The sequence below is a fragment of the Streptosporangium sp. NPDC048047 genome, assembly GCF_040653115.1.
GTDB lineage: Bacteria > Actinomycetota > Actinomycetes > Streptosporangiales > Streptosporangiaceae > Streptosporangium.
The window spans coordinates 40956-59568 of sequence record NZ_JBEZNH010000032.1 but is presented as its reverse complement, the minus strand read 5'-3'; the positions used below and the strand labels follow the sequence as shown (position 1 = coordinate 59568).

At 72.0% G+C, this 18613-nt stretch carries 18 protein-coding genes and 1 tRNA gene; 11 read left to right on the top strand and 8 right to left on the bottom strand.

What is annotated here, in order from left to right:
- Positions 1–55 precede the first annotated feature (55 nt).
- Genes AB0D67_RS24925 through AB0D67_RS24915 form a run of 3 tightly spaced genes read left to right on the top strand, consistent with a single transcriptional unit; the run spans position 56 to position 2933 of the window.
- Positions 56–1549, top strand: a complete 1494-nt coding sequence (locus AB0D67_RS24925; RefSeq protein WP_362940313.1) for a replication initiator — start codon at positions 56–58, stop codon at positions 1547–1549.
- Positions 1546–1752, top strand: coding sequence for a helix-turn-helix domain-containing protein (locus AB0D67_RS24920; protein ID WP_362940310.1), 207 nt, complete (start codon positions 1546–1548; stop codon positions 1750–1752). The genes AB0D67_RS24925 and AB0D67_RS24920 overlap by 4 nt, the downstream gene beginning before the upstream one ends.
- Positions 1749–2933, top strand: coding sequence for a site-specific integrase (locus AB0D67_RS24915; protein ID WP_362940307.1), 1185 nt, complete (start codon positions 1749–1751; stop codon positions 2931–2933). The genes AB0D67_RS24920 and AB0D67_RS24915 overlap by 4 nt, the downstream gene beginning before the upstream one ends.
- Positions 2934–2992: 59 nt before the next feature.
- Here AB0D67_RS24915 and AB0D67_RS24910 read toward each other — a convergent pair.
- The 5 genes from AB0D67_RS24910 to AB0D67_RS24890 all read right to left on the bottom strand — a co-directional run bounded on the left by AB0D67_RS24910 (position 2993) and on the right by AB0D67_RS24890 (position 5178).
- A tRNA-Ala gene (locus AB0D67_RS24910) sits at positions 2993–3065 on the bottom strand.
- A 138-nt stretch (positions 3066–3203) separates the two neighbouring features.
- The gene (locus tag AB0D67_RS24905) at positions 3204–3917 is read right to left on the bottom strand and encodes an HAD family hydrolase (protein WP_362940304.1); all 714 of its coding nucleotides are present in this window, start codon (positions 3915–3917) and stop codon (positions 3204–3206) included.
- A 56-nt stretch (positions 3918–3973) separates the two neighbouring features.
- The gene (locus AB0D67_RS24900; protein ID WP_229811953.1) at positions 3974–4093 is read right to left on the bottom strand and encodes a DLW-39 family protein; all 120 of its coding nucleotides are present in this window, start codon (positions 4091–4093) and stop codon (positions 3974–3976) included.
- Positions 4094–4263: 170 nt separating this feature from the next.
- Positions 4264–4653 (bottom strand): VOC family protein, encoded by a 390-nt coding sequence (locus tag AB0D67_RS24895; RefSeq protein ID WP_362940301.1) that lies wholly within the window; start codon positions 4651–4653, stop codon positions 4264–4266.
- Positions 4654–4893: 240 nt separating this feature from the next.
- On the bottom strand, positions 4894–5178 hold the full coding sequence (locus tag AB0D67_RS24890) for a GNAT family N-acetyltransferase (protein ID WP_362940298.1): 285 nt from the start codon (positions 5176–5178) through the stop codon (positions 4894–4896).
- A gap of 485 nt (positions 5179–5663) precedes the next feature.
- Between AB0D67_RS24890 and AB0D67_RS24885 the strand changes: the two genes are divergently transcribed.
- The 4 genes from AB0D67_RS24885 (at position 5664) to AB0D67_RS24870 (ending at position 8716) form a co-directional block, all read left to right on the top strand.
- Complete coding sequence (locus tag AB0D67_RS24885; RefSeq protein ID WP_362940295.1) at positions 5664–6059, top strand: STAS domain-containing protein; 396 nt, start codon at positions 5664–5666, stop codon at positions 6057–6059.
- Positions 6060–6250: 191 nt separating this feature from the next.
- Positions 6251–6649, top strand: a complete 399-nt coding sequence (locus tag AB0D67_RS24880; protein WP_362940292.1) for an ATP-binding protein — start codon at positions 6251–6253, stop codon at positions 6647–6649.
- Positions 6650–6918: 269 nt separating this feature from the next.
- Positions 6919–7332, top strand: a complete 414-nt coding sequence (locus tag AB0D67_RS24875) for a GNAT family N-acetyltransferase (RefSeq protein ID WP_362940289.1) — start codon at positions 6919–6921, stop codon at positions 7330–7332.
- Between the two features lie 328 nt (positions 7333–7660).
- The gene (locus tag AB0D67_RS24870) at positions 7661–8716 is read left to right on the top strand and encodes a polysaccharide deacetylase family protein (protein WP_362940286.1); all 1056 of its coding nucleotides are present in this window, start codon (positions 7661–7663) and stop codon (positions 8714–8716) included.
- A 62-nt stretch (positions 8717–8778) separates the two neighbouring features.
- Here AB0D67_RS24870 and AB0D67_RS24865 read toward each other — a convergent pair whose 3' ends face one another.
- Positions 8779–10188 carry an MFS transporter gene (locus AB0D67_RS24865; protein WP_362940283.1) on the bottom strand — a complete coding sequence of 470 codons (1410 nt, stop codon included), beginning with the start codon at positions 10186–10188 and terminating at the stop codon, positions 8779–8781.
- Positions 10189–10502: 314 nt separating this feature from the next.
- On the opposite strand from AB0D67_RS24865, the gene AB0D67_RS24860 reads away from it, so the two are divergent.
- The 4 genes from AB0D67_RS24860 (at position 10503) to AB0D67_RS24845 (ending at position 15721) form a co-directional block, all read left to right on the top strand.
- Entirely contained in the window at positions 10503–10715 is a 213-nt protein-coding gene (locus AB0D67_RS24860) for a copper ion binding protein (RefSeq protein WP_362940280.1), read from the top strand.
- Positions 10712–11716: a hypothetical protein gene (locus AB0D67_RS24855; RefSeq protein ID WP_362940277.1), complete on the top strand. Its 1005-nt coding sequence runs from the start codon at positions 10712–10714 to the stop codon at positions 11714–11716. The genes AB0D67_RS24860 and AB0D67_RS24855 overlap by 4 nt, the downstream gene beginning before the upstream one ends.
- A 30-nt stretch (positions 11717–11746) precedes the next feature.
- A complete protein-coding gene (locus AB0D67_RS24850) occupies positions 11747–14005 on the top strand; it encodes a heavy metal translocating P-type ATPase (protein WP_362940274.1) in 2259 nt (752 codons plus the stop codon).
- A 381-nt stretch (positions 14006–14386) separates the two neighbouring features.
- Positions 14387–15721: an aminotransferase class V-fold PLP-dependent enzyme gene (locus tag AB0D67_RS24845; RefSeq protein ID WP_362940271.1), complete on the top strand. Its 1335-nt coding sequence runs from the start codon at positions 14387–14389 to the stop codon at positions 15719–15721.
- Here AB0D67_RS24845 and AB0D67_RS24840 read toward each other — a convergent pair.
- On the bottom strand, positions 15651–17366 hold the full coding sequence (locus AB0D67_RS24840) for an MFS transporter (RefSeq protein ID WP_362940268.1): 1716 nt from the start codon (positions 17364–17366) through the stop codon (positions 15651–15653). The two genes, AB0D67_RS24845 and AB0D67_RS24840, sit on opposite strands and share 71 nt — an antisense overlap.
- A complete protein-coding gene (locus AB0D67_RS24835; RefSeq protein ID WP_362940265.1) occupies positions 17363–18610 on the bottom strand; it encodes a PLP-dependent cysteine synthase family protein in 1248 nt (415 codons plus the stop codon). Before AB0D67_RS24835 ends, AB0D67_RS24840 begins: the two co-directional genes overlap by 4 nt.
- Between the last annotated feature and the right edge of the window lie 3 nt (positions 18611–18613).

Genomic DNA, 18613 nt, shown 5'->3' with positions numbered 1-18613 from the left:
TCAATGAAGTGCAACCTGTACTACAGGTAGTCCTGCGTCGAAGGGGGTGGTGATCATGAGTGAGTCGAACGAGCACGACAAGCAAGAGCGGCACCCGGAATGGATGATCGATCTGGCCCGGGTGATCAACGCTCCGCACTACGAGCGATGGCGGGCGATGGTCGCGGGAACCGGCGGCTGCTCCCATCCGATCCACCTCACCGGAGAGTCGGCCGTCGTGGACGCGGCCACGGGTGAGGTCCTGCACGCCTACCGCACCGATGACGAGCCGTCCGGGCATCTGCTGGTGGCCTGCGGCAACCGGCGGGCCTCGGTATGCCCGGCCTGCTCCGAGGTCTACCGGGCCGACACCTTCCACCTGATCCGGGCCGGCCTGTCCGGCGGCAAGGGCATCCCGGAGACGGTCAGCGCCCACCCCCGGGCGTTCGTCACGCTCACCGCACCATCGTTCGGGCCGGTGCACACCCGGCGGGACAAGGGCGGCACGGTGCGCACCTGCCGTCCACGCAACCGCGACAGAACATGTGAGCACGAGCGGCCGATCGGCTGCCGCGTCCGGCACGACTCCGGCGACGAACGGCTCGGTCAGCCGATCTGCCCCGACTGCTACGACTACACGGGCGCGGTGCTGTGGCAGGCACACGCGGGCGCGTTGTGGCACCGCTTCACCCTGGAAGTCCGGCGCACCCTGGCCGCGGAGGCGGGGCTGAGCCGTACCGAGTTCGGCAAGCGGGTACGGGTCTCCTTCGTCAAGGTCGCCGAGTACCAACGGCGGGGCCTGGTGCACTTCCACGCCGTCATCCGCCTCGACGGCCCCGGCGGCGCCGACGAACCACCCCCGGACTGGGCCGATCACGACCTGCTCACCCGGTCCATCTCACCCGCGGCGCGGAAAATCACCGTGACCTCACCGGAAAGCCCTCTCGGCCGGTGGGACCTGGCCTGGGGCGACCAGCTCGACATCCGGCCGATCCTGTTCGACCAGTCCGCCGACGGGCTGAGCGAACGGGCGGTGGCCTCCTACATCGCCAAGTACGCCACCAAGGGCGCGGAAACCTCCGGCACCGTCGATCACCGCCTGTCCTGTTCGGCCTGTAAGGGCCGGGGCCGGCTGGGTCCGGTGGCCTCGTGCGGACGGTGCGGGGGGACGGGGCTCAAGCCCGGCCTCCACCTGGACGCGCTCCCGGTCACCGAGCACGCACGACGGATGATCCGTACCTGCTGGGAGCTGGGCGCACGCCGGGAGTTCCAAGCCCTGCGGCTGCGGCCCTGGGCGCACATGCTCGGCTTCCGCGGCCACTTCTCCACCAAGTCCCGCCACTACTCCACCAGGCTCGGCGACCTGCGCGAGGTCCGGACCGCCCACCGGACCGCCGAAGCACGCGAGCGGTACGGCCTGCCCGCTCTGGGTGACGAGACCACGTTCGTGCTCGCCCATTGGCGTTTCGCCGGGTCCGGCTACAGCCCCGGTGAGGCGATCGTGGCCGAAGACATCCGGCGACGCGTCGCCCTGGCCCGTGCCATCGCGGCGGAACGGGAGGACGGATGACCCCAGCCGTTTCCCCCGTTGAGCGGCGGCTGTATCGCGTCTGCGAAGCGATGTACCTGCTCAGCATGAGCCGCAGCGTGATCTACGAACAGATCCGATCGGGCCGCCTGCGCTCGGTCACCCAGGGCCGTACCCGGCTCATCCCGGCCTCGGCCATCTCCGACTACGTGGCACTGCTCGAACAGGAAGCGAGGGCATCATGACCGCACGACGCAGCCGGGGAGACGGCGGCCTGCACTGGGACGAGACACGGCAGCGCTGGATCGCCTCGGTGACGGTCGGCTACACCCCGGCCGGAAAGCGCATTGTCAAGAAGGCCAGCGGCAAGACCAAGACCGAAGCCAAGGCGAAGCTCAAGGAGATCATCCGAGACTACGAAGACGGCCTCGCCCTCGCGTCGACGGACCACACGGTCGGCGACGCGGTGAAGTACTGGCTGGAGCACGGGTTGAAGGGACGGGGAAGCAGCACGGTCAGCCTGTACACCGAGTTCGCCACCAACCATGTCATCTCCGCCCTGGGCGCGCGGAAGCTGCGTGATCTGTCGGTGGAGGACGTTGACCGGTGGCTGGCGAGCAAGACGGACGAGCTGAGCACGCGGTCCCTCAAGCTGATCCACGGCATCCTCAACCGCTCGGTGAAGAACGCCATGGTCCGCGACAAGGTGAAGCGCAACGTCGTGGATCTCTGCGAGGTCCCGGAAGGACGCGAGGGGCGCAAGTCCAAGGCGCTCACGTTGCCTCAGGCCGTGGCCGTGCTGACGACCGCGGAACAGGCGGACGCCCGCATCGGCGGGTACATCGTCCTGTCGCTCCTGACGGGAGTCCGTACCGAGGAACTTCGGGAACTGTCCTGGTCCCATGTGGTGGGGTTCGTCGCCGACCGCAAGGCGTGGCTCCCCGTGGCAGAAGCGGGGTGGGACTGTGCGGAGTACGCCGTCTATGTGTGGCGGTCGGTCCGGCAGGGCGGCGACACCAAAACCGTCAAGTCCCGCCGTACTCTCAAGCTGCCTCAGCGCTGCGTCGAGGCGCTTCGGAAGCTCTGGACACACGACAAGCTCGACGATCTCGGCGGGACCATGGCGAGACTGGTGTTCTGCACAAGGAACGGAACCGCTCTAAGCGCCGGCAACGTTCGGCGCGACTTCCGGAAGGTCGTCAGGAAGGCCGGGCTCGTGGAGACGGAGTGGACCCCCAAGGAGATGCGGCACAGTTTCGTGTCCCTGCTGTCGGACTCCGGTGTGCCCATCGAACACATCTCCCGCCTGGTGGGGCACGCCAACACGGTGGTGACGGAGACGGTCTACCGTCGCCAGATCCGGCCCGTCATGGAAGAGGGCGCGACGGCGATGGACGGGATCTTCGGGAGGACCCTGGAGGCTTAGTCACCCAGTTGGTCACTCACTCTCCGTTTTCATGATCACGGAGAGGATGTTTTCGCAGGTGGAGCCTAGGAGATTCGAACTCCTGACATCCTGCTTGCAAAGCAGGCGCTCTGCCAACTGAGCTAAGGCCCCCGGTGAGCCGTCGGGGTCACCGGGATCTCTCCGGGACACGGCTCGCTTCCAGTCGTACACCGTAGCAACAGGACCCGCTTCGGCGCCACTCGGTAACGGTCCCCCGGGACCGTACGGTCCCGGGGCGGTACGGAGCGGTCAGAGGGCGGAGGCGGCGGCGGTGGGCTGGAGCGGCCTGCCGCCGAGGAGCAGGGTGGGGAGGTCGGCGACGGAGCCGATGAGATGGGTGGCTCCGCCCTTGAGGAGGCGCTCCCTGCTGTGGGCCCCGGTCAGGACGCCGGCGACCACTGAGGCGCCCGCGCGGCGGCCGCAGATCATGTCGCTCTCGGAGTCACCGGCCACCGCCACCTGCCGGACGTCCTCGATGCCGAGACGCATGACCGCGGCGAGGACCATGTCGGGCATGGGGCGGCCGCGCCCGACGTCCTCCGGGCTCAGGACGAGGTCCGCCTTGCCGGACCAGCTCAGCGCCTCCAGGACGCCTCCCAGCATCACCCGGCTGAAGCCGGTGGTGAGGCACACCTTGACGCCCGCGTCGCGGAGGTCGTCCAGCGCCTCGGCGACACCTGGCGCCGGGACCAGGCCCGCGCGGCCGATGGCGCCCTGGTAGGAGCGCTCGAAGGTGAGGTCGGCCGCCTGCGCCTGGGCCTCGTTGTCGGGGAAGATGCCACGGAAGACCTCGATGGTCGGGCATCCCCGGGACCGGTGCACGTGCACCATGGCGCGCGCGTACGCACCGGTCCCGGGAACGATGCCCTGAGTGGCGATCGCGTCGGCGAACGCCCGCTCAACCATGGCGATATCACCGATCGTGGTGCCTGCCAGATCCAGACAGGCGAGCCTGATGGGCATTGCTTCCCCATCGCGGGCAGGGATCATGAAAGCACCCAAATCGGTAGCCGCGTTGATCAGTTCTCTCCGCCGGTGGCCTCGGTCCACAGGTCGAGCTCGGCGCGATCAGCCTGCACCTTCCGCCAGACCAGCAGTCCCCCAACGGCGACGAGCACCAGAACGAGCAGCTTCTTCACGGTGTGACCCCACTTCTCGACGGTCTCACCTGCCGGGGTGAGACAACGCCCGGTTCAAACGGTTCCCTGCAGCCTAGCAAGGGATCGGGCCATGATCTGGTTCACACGGTAAGCCCACGTGGCAAACCCGCATCAACCAGGTGATTTACAGTCATGACGTACGGCCGCGCTCAGCACTCACGAACCGCGACGAGTTCGACCTCGAAGCCGTCCTCGTTCTCAAGATAACCCGCGTAATGGCCGGTTCCGCCCGCGTAGGGGTGGCGATCAGGGAACATCAGTGTCCACCCGTGCCCGGCTGATGCGCTGACCAGCTCATCCACCCGTGCCTGCCCGGTTACGCCGAAGGCCAAATGGTTCAGACCGGGTCGGCATCGATCGTGCGTGGACGCGGTGAGGGCGGGCGACCGCTCGACGACGATGTAGGTGCCGTCCAGTATCCAGCTCCGGCCCGCCTTCCACTCCTGGAAGGGCCGGTATCCCAGCTCCCCGAGCAGCCATCCCCACGACCGCACAGCGCGGTCGAGGTCGGGCGCCCAGAGCTCGACGTGATGCAACATGCGCCCATGCTGCCGGACCGGGGCGGGCGCCGCGCGCCCGGGCCCGGTGCGGGTCTCTCCCCGGAGGCGATTCCGGAGAGGGCCGGCCAGGCGTCCTCGGACACGGCCCTCAGGGAGGAATCCGGTCCGTCCTCGGACACGGCCCTCAGGGAGGAATCCCGTCCACCCTTGGATACGGCCCCAAAGAGGGATCTGGTCAGGCGCCCTCGGACGCGGACACGGCTCTGGGGAGGGACTCGGTCAGGTGTTCTTCACCAGATCGGCGTACTCGGGGTGCTTCCGGATCCAGGCGCCGACGAACGAGCAGAGCGGGACGACCTTCGCGCCCTCGGCCCGGGCGTCGTCCAGCGCCACCCGGACGAGCGCGCCGCCCACGCCTCTGCCCTCGAAACGGGGATCGACCTCGGTGTGGGTGTAGACGATGGCGCCGTCGCGCCGGCTGAGGTCCAGCCGCCCCACCCGCTCGCCGCCGACCTCCGCCGCGTAGGAACCTCCACCGGGCAGGAGCCTGACGTCGACCTGCATGGGTTCTCCCTTCTCCGGCCGCCGGACGGCGGCGCTGGGTCAGCCGATTCTCCGTGGTGTTCATTCCCGAAGCGGTGTTCATTCCTGAAGCGGCATTCATTCCCGAAGCGGGCAAGGTATGCGTCCCGGAGGGTCCGGGACGCTCCGGCCGGCGCCGTACCGGTGGCCGGAGCCCGCGGAGGCGTTCAGGCCCCGCCCAGGGCGTGGGTCGGTCGCCCGACAAAGGGGTGTCAAGCATGAAATTTGGGGATTCAATAGGCTAGAGCGATCACGGTCGGCCCGCCTCCGCGGCGGGGCGCCGCGATGTGGTCGGCTGCCTCGCGAGAGGAATCGAGATTGCGGGTGAACGATGTCGGCGTCCAGCAGACCATCCCGGTTCCGGCGCACCGCGCCCCGGAGCCCGGCGGGCGCCCGCCGGTCCGCGTTCGCGCCGTCCGGGTGACGCCCCCGCCCCCTTTCCCTTCGGCCGGCTGTGGAGGTCGCCCGTGAGCACTGCCGTCCATATCAGCACCGTGCCCGACGACGCCGTGACGGCGTCCGGCGGCCCGGCGGAGGGGGTGTCCCTCCTGGCCGTGTCGGGCGAGCTCGACTACACCAACGCCGAGCGGTTCCGCCACGACCTTCTGGGGGCCATCGGCTCCGACCGGCGGCACCTCGTCATGGACCTCGCCGGGCTGTCGTTCTGCGACTCCACCGGCATCCGGGTCTTCCTGGCCGTCCGCAAGCTCGTCCAGGACCGCGGGGGCAACCTCGCCATGGCCAGTCCGCATCCCCGGATACAGCGGATCTTCCATCTGACCGGGCTCACCGATGCCTTCGCCGTACATCCCACGATCGAGGAGGCCGTCGGGTTCCTGCGGCGAAACGGGAATCCGGAGTGAACGGGCAGGTTCCTCGCGAACGGTACGGCGAACGGCGACCCGAGGGATATTCCGTCCGCCCGCACGGTCGTAAGCCCGCTCCGAGCGGGCAGATGTCCGGCATCGACAAGTCATCGGCGACGTCCGGTTCCGGAGGAGCGGGTCCGCTCCCCCCGGCGGTCGCCGTACAGGGCGGAGCCAAGGGGGGTGTCGTGACCGGCGACCGCGGTCAGCACTGGCCGATCGATGACGACCTCACCGCCCTGCGCGAACGCCTCCTCCGGCACGCGACCCTGGCGGGCATGCGCGGCGACCGGCTGGACGACCTGCTCCTCGCCGCCAACGAGGCCGTCATCAACGTCCTGGAGCACGGCGGGGGCGAGGGCACGCTGAGCATCTGGCACAACGCCGCCTGCGTCACCGTGGAGATCACCGACCACTCGGGGGATCTGGCGGCCAAGCATGTGCCGCCCGAGCGTCCCACGGACACGGTGCGCGGGTTCGGGCTGTGGCTGATGAGCCAGCTCTGCGACGAGCTCACCATCGACCAGGCCGACGAGGGGTCCCGGGTCCGCCTCCGGATGCGCCTGGACTCCGCGCCCGCCTGCTGAGCGCCTGCCCGCCGCTCATCCTCCGGGCGCACATCGAGCGCACATCGAGCGCACATCGAGTGCCCGTCGAGCGTCGGCCGTGCCCGGCTCACCCGCCGTGTCCGTCCGCTGAGCACCGCCGCATCCCCACGCCGCCGCATCCCCACGCCGCCCCCCGCCCGGTGTTCCGGCCGTCCGGAAATCCGATCGACGACCGGAACAGCCGGTGGATATCTTCTACGGGCCCGGCGCGATCGGCCGACGCCGGCGCCCTGCCGCGAGGAGTGACCGTGATCCGCTACACCGACGACGTCGACGCGATCGAGGCCGACCGGCTCACCGGTTTCTTCGTGGGGTGGCCGACGCCGGCCTCGCCCGAGCAGCACCTGGCCGTCCTGCGGGGAAGCCACCGCGCGGTCGTCGCGATCGACGAGGAGACCGGCCGCGTCGTCGGGTTCGTCAACATGATCAGCGACGGTGTCCTGACGGCCTACATCCCGTGGCTGGAGGTCCTTCCGGAGTACCAGGGGCGGGGGATCGGGACCGAGCTGATGCGCAGGATCCTGGCCGGCGCCGAGGGCTTCTACTCCGTCGACCTCCTCTGCGAGGAGCGGCTCCAGCCCTACTACGCGCGGCTGGGCATGCGGGCCGTACCGGGGATGTCGCTCATCGACCGCTCCGCCCTCAAGGGCGCCACCGGCTGACGTCCCGGGCGCCTCCCATGGGCGCCGCCCGCCGCCCGACGCCCGGGAGCCTCCCGGAGGAGCCGCCGTCCGCACTCTCCCGGCCGGGGCGCGCCGCCGTACCATCTGTCCCTTTTGAAGACTCCTGCCCGGAAGTACGGCTGGCGCCTCCCTGGCTTCGTAGGTCATCCTCGCCCCGGCGCTCTCAATCCTTGACCATCGTCACTGCCTGCTATTTCTGTCCCGCGGGTATGAATCCTTTGCTCCACGTGGAGATCCATCCGCAGGTCAGCGGGGGATAACAGGCACTTGATCAGTGCGCTGGGGGGATTCAATGAACCGTCTTAAAGTGGTCAGGACCGGTATGGTCGCCGCGGCGGCGGGCTCGTTGCTGGCCGGATGCATGTCCGGGCAGAACGACGCACACGACACGAACGCCGGAGCCGCGAAGCCGGCCGCGGCCAAATCCGCCGCCGCCGCCCAGCAGGCGACCCTCAAGGCCAAGCTGGCGAAGGCCGCGGAGGCCCACGCCAACGAGCTGGGTCAGATACCGGTCCTGATGTACCACCGCGTGGTGGACAAGCCCGCGACCCAGGACGACCGCACTCCCCAGCAGTTCCGCACCGAACTGGAGCGGCTCGCCCGGGAGGGCTACGTCCCGGTCACCGCGGCGGAGTACGTCACCGGGCACATGGACATCCCGGCCGGCAAGCACCCGGTCGTGCTCACCTTCGACGACTCCTCCCCCTCACAGGTCACCCTGGACGGCGCGGGGAACCCCATGCCGGACACGGCCGTCGGCATCCTGGAGGACGTCGCGAAGAAGAACCCCGGGTTCCGCCCGGTGGCGACGTTCTACGTGATCCGTGACCTGTTCGGGAAGGAGAACCTCCCGGAGGAGGCCGCCCAGATCCTGCTCTGGCTGCGCGACAGGGGCTACGACATCGGCAACCACACGCGGGACCACAAGAACCTGCACGGCAAGTCGAAGGAACAGGTGACGGCCGAGATCGGGGCCGGTCAGGAGCTGATCGACAAGCTGATCGGCTTCAAGCCGGTCACGCTGGCCCTGCCGTACGGCAACCAGCCCAGCACCAAGGCATGGGGCCTGAAGGGCGGGTCGGGGAAGGCCGGTTACGACTTCGGCGGGGTGTTCCTCGCCGGTTACACCCCGGCGGAGTCGCCGTTCAGCAAGAAGTTCGACCCGGTCGGCATCCCGCGGATCAGGTCGATGGACAAGAAGGGCGACTGCGTGAAGTTCTGCTCCACCGCCTGGCTCGACTGGCTGAAGTCCCACGCCGACGAGCGCTACACCTCCGACGGCGACCCGAAGACGGTCGCCTACCCGAAGTTCAAGTCGCCCTTCCTGGCCAAGCGCTTCACCGACCGCGCCCTCGGCTACTGACGGACCGCAGGGCCGGTCACCGACGGGCCGTACGGCGGGGCTGCCGAGGCCGTACGGCGGGGCTACTGACGGGCCGGTGAGCCGGGCTCCGCGTCCGCCACCGGCCCCCGGGCCACCGTGTCCGCCGCCGGTTTCGGGTCCGCCGCCTCCGGACCCGTCGCGTCCCCGACCGGCTCCCGGTCCCCGGTGGCGGTGCCGGGCTCCCGATCTCCGGCGGCGGTGCCCGGGGCCCGGTCCTCCGCGCCGGTGTCCGGGGCCCGCAGGTTCCGGACACCGGGGGAGAGCAGCGCGGCCAGGGACACCACGAGGATGATCCCGGCGCATCCCACCAGGGCGGGCCGGGGACCGGCCGTGATCGCGATCGGGCCGGCCAGCAGCAGTCCCAGCGGGCCGAACATCAGCGAGCCCAGGGCGTCGTAGGAGCTGACCCGCGACAGGGAGGCGGGCGGGATCTCCCGCTGCATCGTGGTGTTCCACAGCACGCCGAAGAGGTCGAAGCAGACGCCCATCACCACGGCTCCGGCGACGACCGTCCACAGCGGGGCTCCGACGCCGAGCAGGAGGTAGGGGAGTCCCGTCGGCACGGTGAGGACGGTGCCGACCAGGATGGGGCGGCGGGGGCGCAGCCGCAGCGCCAGGAAGACGCCGAAGATCATGCCGACCGCCTCGCCCGTCAGCACCGCGGACCAGGCCGCGGCTCCGCCGAGGCTCTCCTTGGCCACCAGCGGGCCGAGCACCCCGTGCGCGGCCTGCGCCGCCATGACCAGCACCGAGAACTGCGCCACCACGACCCACAGCCACTGCCGGGAGACGAACTCGCGCCAGCCGCCGCGCAGGTCGGCGAGGACGGAGTGCCGTTCCCCCGCGGCGCGTCCGGCCGGGGTGAGGCGCAGCGCGGCGACGAGCAGCGCCGCCACGGTGAACATGACGCCGCTGACGGCCAGCGCCCAGCCGCCGCCGATGAGAACCACCGTGGCCCCGCTCAGCACGAGCCCGGCGACGCGCGAGCTGTTGACGCCCAGTCCCAGCAGGGCGTTGGCGGTCTGCAGCCGGTCGGCGGGGACGACATCGGGGACGATTCCGGCCAGGGCGGGGAAGAGGACGGCCATCGCCACCCCGCTGAGCGCCGCGGCCGCCGCCAGGACGGGGACCGGGGTCCACCCCGTGAGCATCATCGCGGCGATGGAGAAGAACGCCACCGCGTTGAGCACGTCACCGGTCATCATCACCCGGTGCCGGGGGAACCGGTCGGCGATCACCCCGCCCGCGAGCATGAAGACCACGGTGGGCAGCGCCTCGGCGGTCAGGACCACCGAGAGCGTCCCCGGCGTGGCCCCGGGAAGCCCGAGGACGCCGAAGGCCAGGGCCACTGGGGCGAACGAGCCGCCGAGCACCGAGATGGTACGGGCCGCGAACAACAGGGCGAAGCGCCTGTCCCGGAGCAACGCGAGGTCGCTCCTGAAGCTGTGCACCGGGGGTCTCCTTCTCACGGCCGCGTGACGCACCGGGCCACGCGCCGGTTCACGGATGTCGGGGGAGACCATCCTCCCGCTCCCCGGCCGCGCTGTCGCGCCCATTTCCGCGGGCCACCGCCGGGCCCAGAGGCCCCGGGGGCCGTCCGCGCCGGGCCCGGGGGCCGTCCGCAGCGAGCGCAGGGACCGTCCGCAGCGGGCCCCGGAGGCCGTCCGCAGCGGGTGCCGGAGTTGAGGAATAGAACGGGGGAGGGGTATGTTGTCGATATACGGATACCCCCCCAGGGTAAAAATAGCGAGGAAAGAGGCCGGACATGACCACCGCCACCTACACCGTCAACGGCATGACCTGCGGCCACTGCGTCAGCTCGGTCACCGAGGAGGTCGGCCAGGTTCCCGGTGTCACCGGCGTAGACGTCGATCTCGCCACCGGTGCGATGACCGTCAGCAGCGACGCCCCCGTCGACGCGGCCGCGATCACCGCCGCCGTCCAGGAGGCCGGCTACGAAGTGGCGGCCACGTCGTGAACACCCCGGTCCGGATCGGGGCCTACGCCCTCGGGCTCGCCGTGGTCTTCGGCGGCGCGCTGGGAGCGGGCAGGGCCGTGGGCCCGGCCGCCGCGCCGCCCGCGGAGACCGCCCACCCGGCGCACGCCGCGCCCACCGGGAGCCCGGACGCCGGGCACGGCGGCCACGGCGACACGGGCGCCGAACAGGGCGACGGTGCGGCGTCCGTCCCGCCGGGCCTGCAGATCTCCCAGGACGGCTACACCCTCGTTCCCGAGACCACCGTGTTCACCCCGGGCGAGGAGACCGAGCTCCGGTTCACCGTGACCGGCCCGGACGGCCGCCCGGTCACCGCCTACCAGACGCAGCACGAGAAGAAGCTGCACTTCATCGTGGTCTCACGCGACCTCGGCGAGTTCCGGCACCTGCACCCCGAGGAGGCCGGGAACGGCGTCTGGTCGGTACGGCTGACACTGCCGGAGGCGGGCGCGTACCGCGCGTTCGCCGACTTCGCCCCCGAGGGCGGCCACCCGCTGACGCTCGGCGCCGACCTGCGAGCCGGCGGCGACTACAAGCCCTCCGGGCCGCTGGAGCCGCGCCGTACGGCGAAGGTGGACGGGTACACCGTCGACCTCGCGGGCGACCTGGTTCCCGGGCGTTCCAGCAGGGTTACGCTGAAGGTGAGCAAGGACGGGAAGCCGGTCACCGACCTGCAGCCCTACCTCGGCGCCTACGGCCACCTCGTGGCGCTGCGCGACGGCGACCTCGCCTACCTGCACGTCCATCCCGACGGGGAGCCCGGCGACGGCAGGACGCCTTCCGGCCCGGAGGTCACCTTCTACGCCGAGGCGCCCAGCCGGGGCACCTACCGGCTGTTCCTGGACTTCAAGCACGGGGGCGAGGTGCGCACGGCGGACTTCACCGTCCGCGCCGGGGACGTCCCGGCGCCGTCCGAGGCCCCGACCGGCACGCCCGAGCCGCCGGAAAGCGGCGCGGAACACGCCGACGACCACTCACACTGACCAGGGCATGACGCGGAGAAAGGAGAGGTGATGTCCTCCATCACGGACGAACGGCCGCCGGACACCGGCGCGGTCGAGCTCTCGATCGGCGGCATGACCTGCGCGTCGTGCGCCAACCGCATCGAGCGCAAGCTGAACAAGCTCGACGGCGTCACCGCGACCGTCAACTACGCCACCGAGAAGGCCAAGGTCGTCTTCCCCGCCGATCTCGACCCCCGCGAACTGGTCGCCGAGGTCGAGAAGGCCGGATACACCGCCGAGCTGCCCCCGCCTCCCCGCGCCGAGGGCGCCGGGGAGTCCCGGGAGCCCGGAGAGGGGGCCGACGGGCTCGCCCCGCTGCGGGCCAGGCTGATCACCGCCGTCGTCCTGGCCGTCCCGGTGATCGCGATGGCGATGATCCCGGCGTTGCAGTTCAGGAACTGGCAGTGGCTGTCGCTGACCCTGGCCGCGCCGGTCGTGGTCTACAGCGGCTGGCCGTTCCACAAGGCCGCCTGGACCAACCTGCGCCACGGCGCCGCCACCATGGACACCCTGGTCTCGCTCGGCACGATCGCCGCGCTCGGCTGGTCGCTGTGGGCACTGTTCTTCGGTACGGCCGGCACCCCTGGCATGACCCACCCGTTCGCGCTCACCATCGAGCGCACCGACGGCGCGGGCAACATCTATCTCGAGGCCGCGGCCGGGGTGACGGCGTTCATCCTCGCGGGCCGCTACTTCGAGGCCCGTTCCAAGCGCCGCGCGGGTGCGGCGCTGCGCGCCCTGCTGGAGCTCGGCGCGAAGGACGTCTCCGTGCTGCGCGACGGCGCCGAGGTCCGCGTCCCCGCCGACGGCCTGGCGGTGGGCGACCGATTCGTGGTGCGGCCCGGCGAGAAGATCGCCACCGACGGCGTGGTCGAGGAGGGCTCCTCCGCGGTGGACGCCTCGATGCTGACCGGCGAGTCGGTCCCGGTCGAGGTACGGCCCGGTGACGCGGTGACCGGCGCGACCGTCAACGCCGGAGGCCGCCTGGTCGTCCGCGCCACGCGGGTCGGCTCCGACACCCGGCTCGCCCAGATGGCCAAGCTGGTGGAGGAGGCCCAGACCGGCAAGGCGCAGGTGCAGCGCCTGGCCGACCGGATCTCCGGGATCTTCGTGCCGATCGTGATCGCCCTGGCCGTCGGGACGCTCGGCTTCTGGCTCGGCACGGGCGGCGGCGCGGGCGCCGCGTTCACCGCGGCGGTGGCCGTGCTGATCATCGCTTGCCCCTGCGCCCTGGGTCTGGCCACCCCGACCGCGCTGCTGGTCGGCACCGGCCGGGGCGCCCAGCTCGGCATCCTGATCAAGGGGCCGGAGGTCCTGGAGTCCACCCGCGGCGTCGACACCGTCGTGCTGGACAAGACCGGCACGGTCACCGAGGGCAGGATGACCCTGGTGGACGTCGTCACCGCCGACGGCGAGGACGACGCCGAGGTCCTGCGGCTGGCCGGGGCGCTGGAGCACGCCTCCGAGCACCCCATCGCCCAGGCCGTGGCCCGGGGCGCCGCCGAGCGGGTCGGCGAGCTGCCCGCCCCCGAGGACTTCGCCAACGTCGAGGGGCTGGGCGTCCAGGGCGTCGTCGACGGGCACGCCGTCCTCGTCGGCCGCCCCCGCCTGCTGGCCGAGTGGTCGCAGCACCTGCCCGCCGAGCTGGAGCGGGCCCTGACGGAGGCGCAGGCCGCGGGCCGTACGGCGGTCGCGGTCGGCTGGGACGGCAGGGCAAGGGCGATCCTCGTGGTCGCCGACGTGGTCAAGCCCACCTCCGCCGAAGCGGTCCGGAGACTGCGCGCGCTGGGCCTGACCCCGGTGCTGCTCACCGGCGACAACGAGGCCGTCGCCCGGTCCGTGGCCGCCGAGGTGGGCATCGACGAGGTCATCGCCGAGGTGCTGCCCGCCGACAAGGTGGACGTGGTCAAGCGGCTCCAGTCGCAGGGCCGGTCGGTGGCGATGGTCGGCGACGGGGTCAACGACGCCGCCGCGCTCGCCCAGGCCGACCTCGGGCTGGCGATGGGCACCGGCACCGACGCGGCCATCGAGGCGTCCGACCTCACGCTGGTCCGCGGCGACCTGCGGGTGGCCGCCGACGCGATCCGCCTGGCCCGCCGGACGCTCGCCACGATCAAGGGCAACCTGTTCTGGGCCTTCGCCTACAACGTGGCGGCCCTGCCGCTGGCGGCGATGGGGCTGCTCAACCCGATGATCGCCGGAGCCGCCATGGCGTTCTCGTCGGTGTTCGTGGTCACCAACAGCCTGCGGCTGCGCGGCTTCAAGTAAGCGGTCCCCGCCGCGAGACGGTCCCAGCCGTCACCGCTGTCACAGCCGGTGCTCGCCGTGAAGCGGTCCTCGTTGAAAGGCCGTCACCGCCGACGCCCTCCGTGAGAGCCGTGAGAGGGGCCTCGTTACAAGGCGGTCCACGCCGTCACCGCCGGTGCCCGCGCCACGCCGGGCCCCGGCGGTGACGGCGTGACGGCACCGGTCCGCCGCACACTGGAAGCGTCGACCAGGGTGCCGCCGCGGCCCCGCCCGGAGTGATTCCGCCCGGCCCACCGGTTCCGTTTCGGGCCGGAGTGATTCTGCCCGGCCCGCCGATTCCGCTCCGGGACGGCCGGACGGCGCGCGCCGCGGTCGCCCGCTGATGCGGTACGGGGGATTTCGATGACTGTGTCCAGACGCAAGATGATCACCGGGTTGGGCGCGCTGACCGCCTCCCTCGCCGCGGCGGCCCCGCCGGGCCTGGAGCCGTCCGCCGCCCGGGGACCGGCGGCTCCGATCCCCGGGGCCCCCGCCACCGGCCGTACCCCGGGCCGATCGGCCGGGGACGAGGCGTTCTGGGGGGACGTCGCGCGGCGGTACCGCGTCAGCCCGGACTTCGTGAACCTGGAGAACGGCTATTACGGGATCATGCCCGAGCCGGTGCGCCTGGCCTACCACCGCAACGTGGACCTGCTCAACGAGCAGAACTCCCATCTGCTGCGCACGGACTACAAGGAACGGGCCGACCGGATCAGGCGGCGCGTCGCCGCCCTCCTCGGGGTCTCCGCCGAGGAGATCGCCCTCACCCGAGGCGGCACGGAGGCCCTGCAGAACCTGATCGGCGGCTACAACCGGCTGCGGCCGGGCGACGCGGTGATGTACGCCGACCTCGACTACCACAGCGCCCGGTACGCGATGAACTGGCTGCGCGACCGGCGCGGCGTCACGGTCGAGCGGCTGGCGATCCCCGAGCCGGCGACCCGGCAGGCCGTGCTGGACGCCTACGCCGCGGCGCTGCGCGACCACCCGCGGGTACGGCTCCTCCTGCTCAGCCACATGAACAACCGCACCGGGCTGGTGACGCCGGTCCGGGAGATCGTCGAGATGGCGCGGGCCCGCGGCGCCGACGTGATCGTCGACGCCGCGCACTCGTGGGGCCAGCTCGACTTCACCCTCGGCGACCTCGGATCGGACTTCACCGTGTTCTCCCTGCACAAGTGGATGGGGGCGCCGCTGGGCACGGGCTTCCTGCACATCCGGAGGGAGCGCCTGCCCGACATCGACCTCGCGTTCGCCGACGAGACCTACCCGGCCACCGACATCCGCTCGCGCGTCCACTCCGGCACGCTGGACGCCGCCGCCGTGCTCTCGGTGGACGCGGCCCTGGACTTCCACGACGCGCTGGGCGCCGCGGCCAAGCAGGCGCGGCTGCGCTTCCTGCGCGACCGCTGGGTCCACCGGGTGCGCGACATCCCGGGCCTTGCGATCCTGACCCCGGAGGACCCGGCGATGTACGGGGCGATCACCGCCTTCCGGTTCGCCGGCCGTACGTCGGAGGCCGGGAACGTCGCGATCACCGATGACCTGTACGCCAGGTACCGGATCTTCACCGTGCGCCGGGGCGGGCCCGTCCGGGGTGACTGCGTCCGGGTGACGCCGGCGCTCTTCACCTCGCGTGACGACGTCGACCTCCTGGCCACCGCCCTGCACGACCTCGCCCGGCGGCTGCGTCCCTGAGACGGGCTCCGGACGAGCGCGCCCGCGCGAGCGGACCGGACGGCGGCCGTACCGCCGCGGCCGGGGGGGCGGCCGGTGAGGTCGTACCGGGGGACGACGGATCCGGGGAGGTCGTGTCCGGAGAGGCCGTGCCCGGGGAAGCCGCGTCCAGAGAGGCCGTGTGCGGAGAGTCCGCGTCCGGGGAGAGCGGATCCCGGGGGCCCTCCCCGGAGGAGGCTCCTTCCGAAGACGCCCCGTCCGGGGTGGCCGCGAGGTGCTCCGGCAGCCGTCCGGCCCGGTTCAGGGCGTGTACGGCCGCCGCGCACCCGGTGCCGACCGCCGTCAGGCCGAGCCACGGCAGACTGGGCAGGCCGACCGCCCTGCCCAGGTCCAGCGCCCACCCCGACAGCAGGTTGCCCGCGGCCACGCCGAGACCCGCCAGGGTGCTGTAGAGCCCGTAGCGGGTGCCCACCGCGTGCTCGGGGCCGAGCGCGACGACGGTCGTCATCTCGAAGGGATAGATGATCATCGTGGCCAGGCTCAGCAGCACCGCCGTGCCCAGCACGGGCAGCAGGAGGAGGAACCGGGTGGCGGCGGACGGCGGATCCGCGGCGTCGGCGGTGGCCGTCAGCGGCGCGGCCACCGCGAGCGGGACGAAGGCCAGGCCCATCAGGACGAGTCCCCGGGCGATGGCCCGGGACGGTCCCCAGCGCCGGCCCGCCCACGCCGTCACCCGGGCCTGTCCGGCGACGGTCATGACGCCGGAGACCACGAAGACGAGCGTGACCCCGAGTTCGCCGGCCGTCACCCGCCTGACCTCCAGCGGCAGGCCGAGGTAGATCTGGAAGTTCAGCGCGTAGGAACCCGCCATGGCCAGTGAGAACCGCAGCAGGGACCGGTTGGCGGCCGCCTCCCGCCAGAGGGACGGCTCCGGACGCCGGACACGCATCCGGAACCGGGCCGCCCGTCGGCCGGCGGCCCGCTCGTCCCCGGCCTTCCTCTCGCCGGCCGCCGCCCCGGGGGCGTCGGGCGTTCCCGGACCGCCCGGACCGCCCGGGCCGGCCCCCGCGCCCGGCGGCAGCGCCCGCATCTGGGCGACGGTGAGGACCGCGAACATCGCCCCGGCGGTCAGGCAGACCAGGGTGAACGTCACCCCGTTGAGCAGCAGCCCGACCAGGGGCCCGACCAGGATGCCGAGCTGGCCGAAGGCGTTGAAGGCGGCGAACGCCTCGACCCTGCGCTCACCGGCCTCCCTGGCGAGATAGGCCCGCACGGCCGGGTTGAACAGCGCCCCGGCGAAGCCGGTCAGCGCCGAGGCCGCCACCAGCGCGGGGATCGAGCCGGCCACCCCCAGCATCAGGAACGCCACGGCCCGCACCCCGCATCCGGCCACGATCACGGGCTTGCAGCCGAGCCGGTCGGCGAGCGTCCCGCCGACCAGGAACAGCCCCTGCTGGCTCAGGTTGCGGACGCCGAGGATGAGCCCGACCAGCGCCGCGGGCAACGCCAGCGTCCCGGACAGGTGACCCGCGAGGTACGGCATGAGCATGTAGAAGCCGGTGTTGATGGTGAGCTGGTTGACCAGCAGCAGCCGTACCGGCCGGTCGAAGGACCGGATGAGCGCGGGGGTCCCGGTCACCGGTTTCCCCTCTTCGGCGCCGGTCACCGATCCTCCCAGGCGGTGCCCGCCGTACCGGGGTCCTCTCCGGCGAGGTCCCCTACGGTGGGATCCTCTCCGGCGGGGCCCGCCACGGCCTGGTCCGCGCCCGCCGTACCTGCGGTACCGGACGGGGCGCCGGGCGGCGGGCCCGCGAGGGGGTCGACCACGGTCCTGCACCGCGTCCAGCGGACCGGCTCGCGCTCCGCGGGGTGACCGATCTCCTCCGGGCCGGCGGCCGGCGGCGCCCCGAGAAGGCCGTTGGCCGCGCAGTAGTCGTCGCTGAACACGGTGTCGAAGTAGCGGTGCGGCCCGTCGGGGAAGACCGCCGCCGTCCGCGTGTGGCCGGGAAGCGTGCGGGCGAGCCACGACGCCACCAGGGCCACCGCCCCGACACTCCAGCCGCCGGTGGCGTACCGCAGGGCCGCCAGGCGGCGGCACGCCCACACCGCCTCGGCGGGCGCGACCCAGTGCACCTCGTCGAACAGCTCGTAGGCCACGTTGCGCGGGTGGATGCTGCTGCCCAGGCCGCGCATGAGCCGGGGACGGGCCGGCTGGCCGAAGATCGTCGATCCCGTCGAGTCGACGCCGACGAGCCGCAGGTCCGGATAGAAGCGGCGGAGCATCCGGGTGACGCCCGCGCTGTGGCCGCCGGTCCCGACGCTGCACACCAGGACGTCGATCCGGCCGAGCTGACCGGCGAGCTCGGCGGCCAGTCCCGCGTAGGCGGTGACGTTGTCGGGATTGCCGTACTGGTCCGGGCAGTAGGCGTCCGGGTGCCCCGCCAGCAGCTCGCGCACCCGGTCCTGGCGTGCCCGCTGCCAGCCGCCCACCGGGTGCGGCTCGGTGACGACGACGACCCGGGCCCCGTAGGCCACGAGCAGGTGACGCATCAGCGGCTCCATCCCCGGGTCGGTCACCAGCGTCACCGGATGTCCGTGGACGATGCCGGCGAGCGCCAGCCCGAGACCGAAGGTCCCGCTGGTGGATTCCACGATGGGCGCCCCCGGGCGCAGCAGGCCCGACCGGCGCGCCCGGTCGACGATGTGCAGGGCGGGCCGGTCCTTGATGCCCCCGGGGTTGCCGCCCTCCAGCTTCGCCCAGAAGCCGCGGCCCCGGCCGGTGACGAGCTCCGGGATCCACAGGACCGGGGTGTTGCCGACGACGTGCTCCGGGGTGTGGCAGGTGTTCCCGGTGACCAGCCGGCCGGCCGGGAGCAGTGAGATGTCCGGTGAGTTGAGTGTGTAGGTCATGGT

Coding starts and splice junctions, on each gene's coding strand:
- AB0D67_RS24925 (WP_362940313.1), top strand. CDS start 56: ATGAGTGAGTCGAACGAGCACGACAAGCAAGAGCGGCACCCGGAATGG.
- AB0D67_RS24920 (WP_362940310.1), top strand. CDS start 1,546: ATGACCCCAGCCGTTTCCCCCGTTGAGCGGCGGCTGTATCGCGTCTGC.
- AB0D67_RS24915 (WP_362940307.1), top strand. CDS start 1,749: ATGACCGCACGACGCAGCCGGGGAGACGGCGGCCTGCACTGGGACGAG.
- AB0D67_RS24905 (WP_362940304.1), bottom strand. CDS start 3,917: ATGCCCATCAGGCTCGCCTGTCTGGATCTGGCAGGCACCACGATCGGT.
- AB0D67_RS24895 (WP_362940301.1), bottom strand. CDS start 4,653: ATGTTGCATCACGTCGAGCTCTGGGCGCCCGACCTCGACCGCGCTGTG.
- AB0D67_RS24890 (WP_362940298.1), bottom strand. CDS start 5,178: ATGCAGGTCGACGTCAGGCTCCTGCCCGGTGGAGGTTCCTACGCGGCG.
- AB0D67_RS24860 (WP_362940280.1), top strand. CDS start 10,503: ATGACCACCGCCACCTACACCGTCAACGGCATGACCTGCGGCCACTGC.
- AB0D67_RS24850 (WP_362940274.1), top strand. CDS start 11,747: ATGTCCTCCATCACGGACGAACGGCCGCCGGACACCGGCGCGGTCGAG.
- AB0D67_RS24845 (WP_362940271.1), top strand. CDS start 14,387: ATGACTGTGTCCAGACGCAAGATGATCACCGGGTTGGGCGCGCTGACC.
- AB0D67_RS24835 (WP_362940265.1), bottom strand. CDS start 18,610: ATGACCTACACACTCAACTCACCGGACATCTCACTGCTCCCGGCCGGC.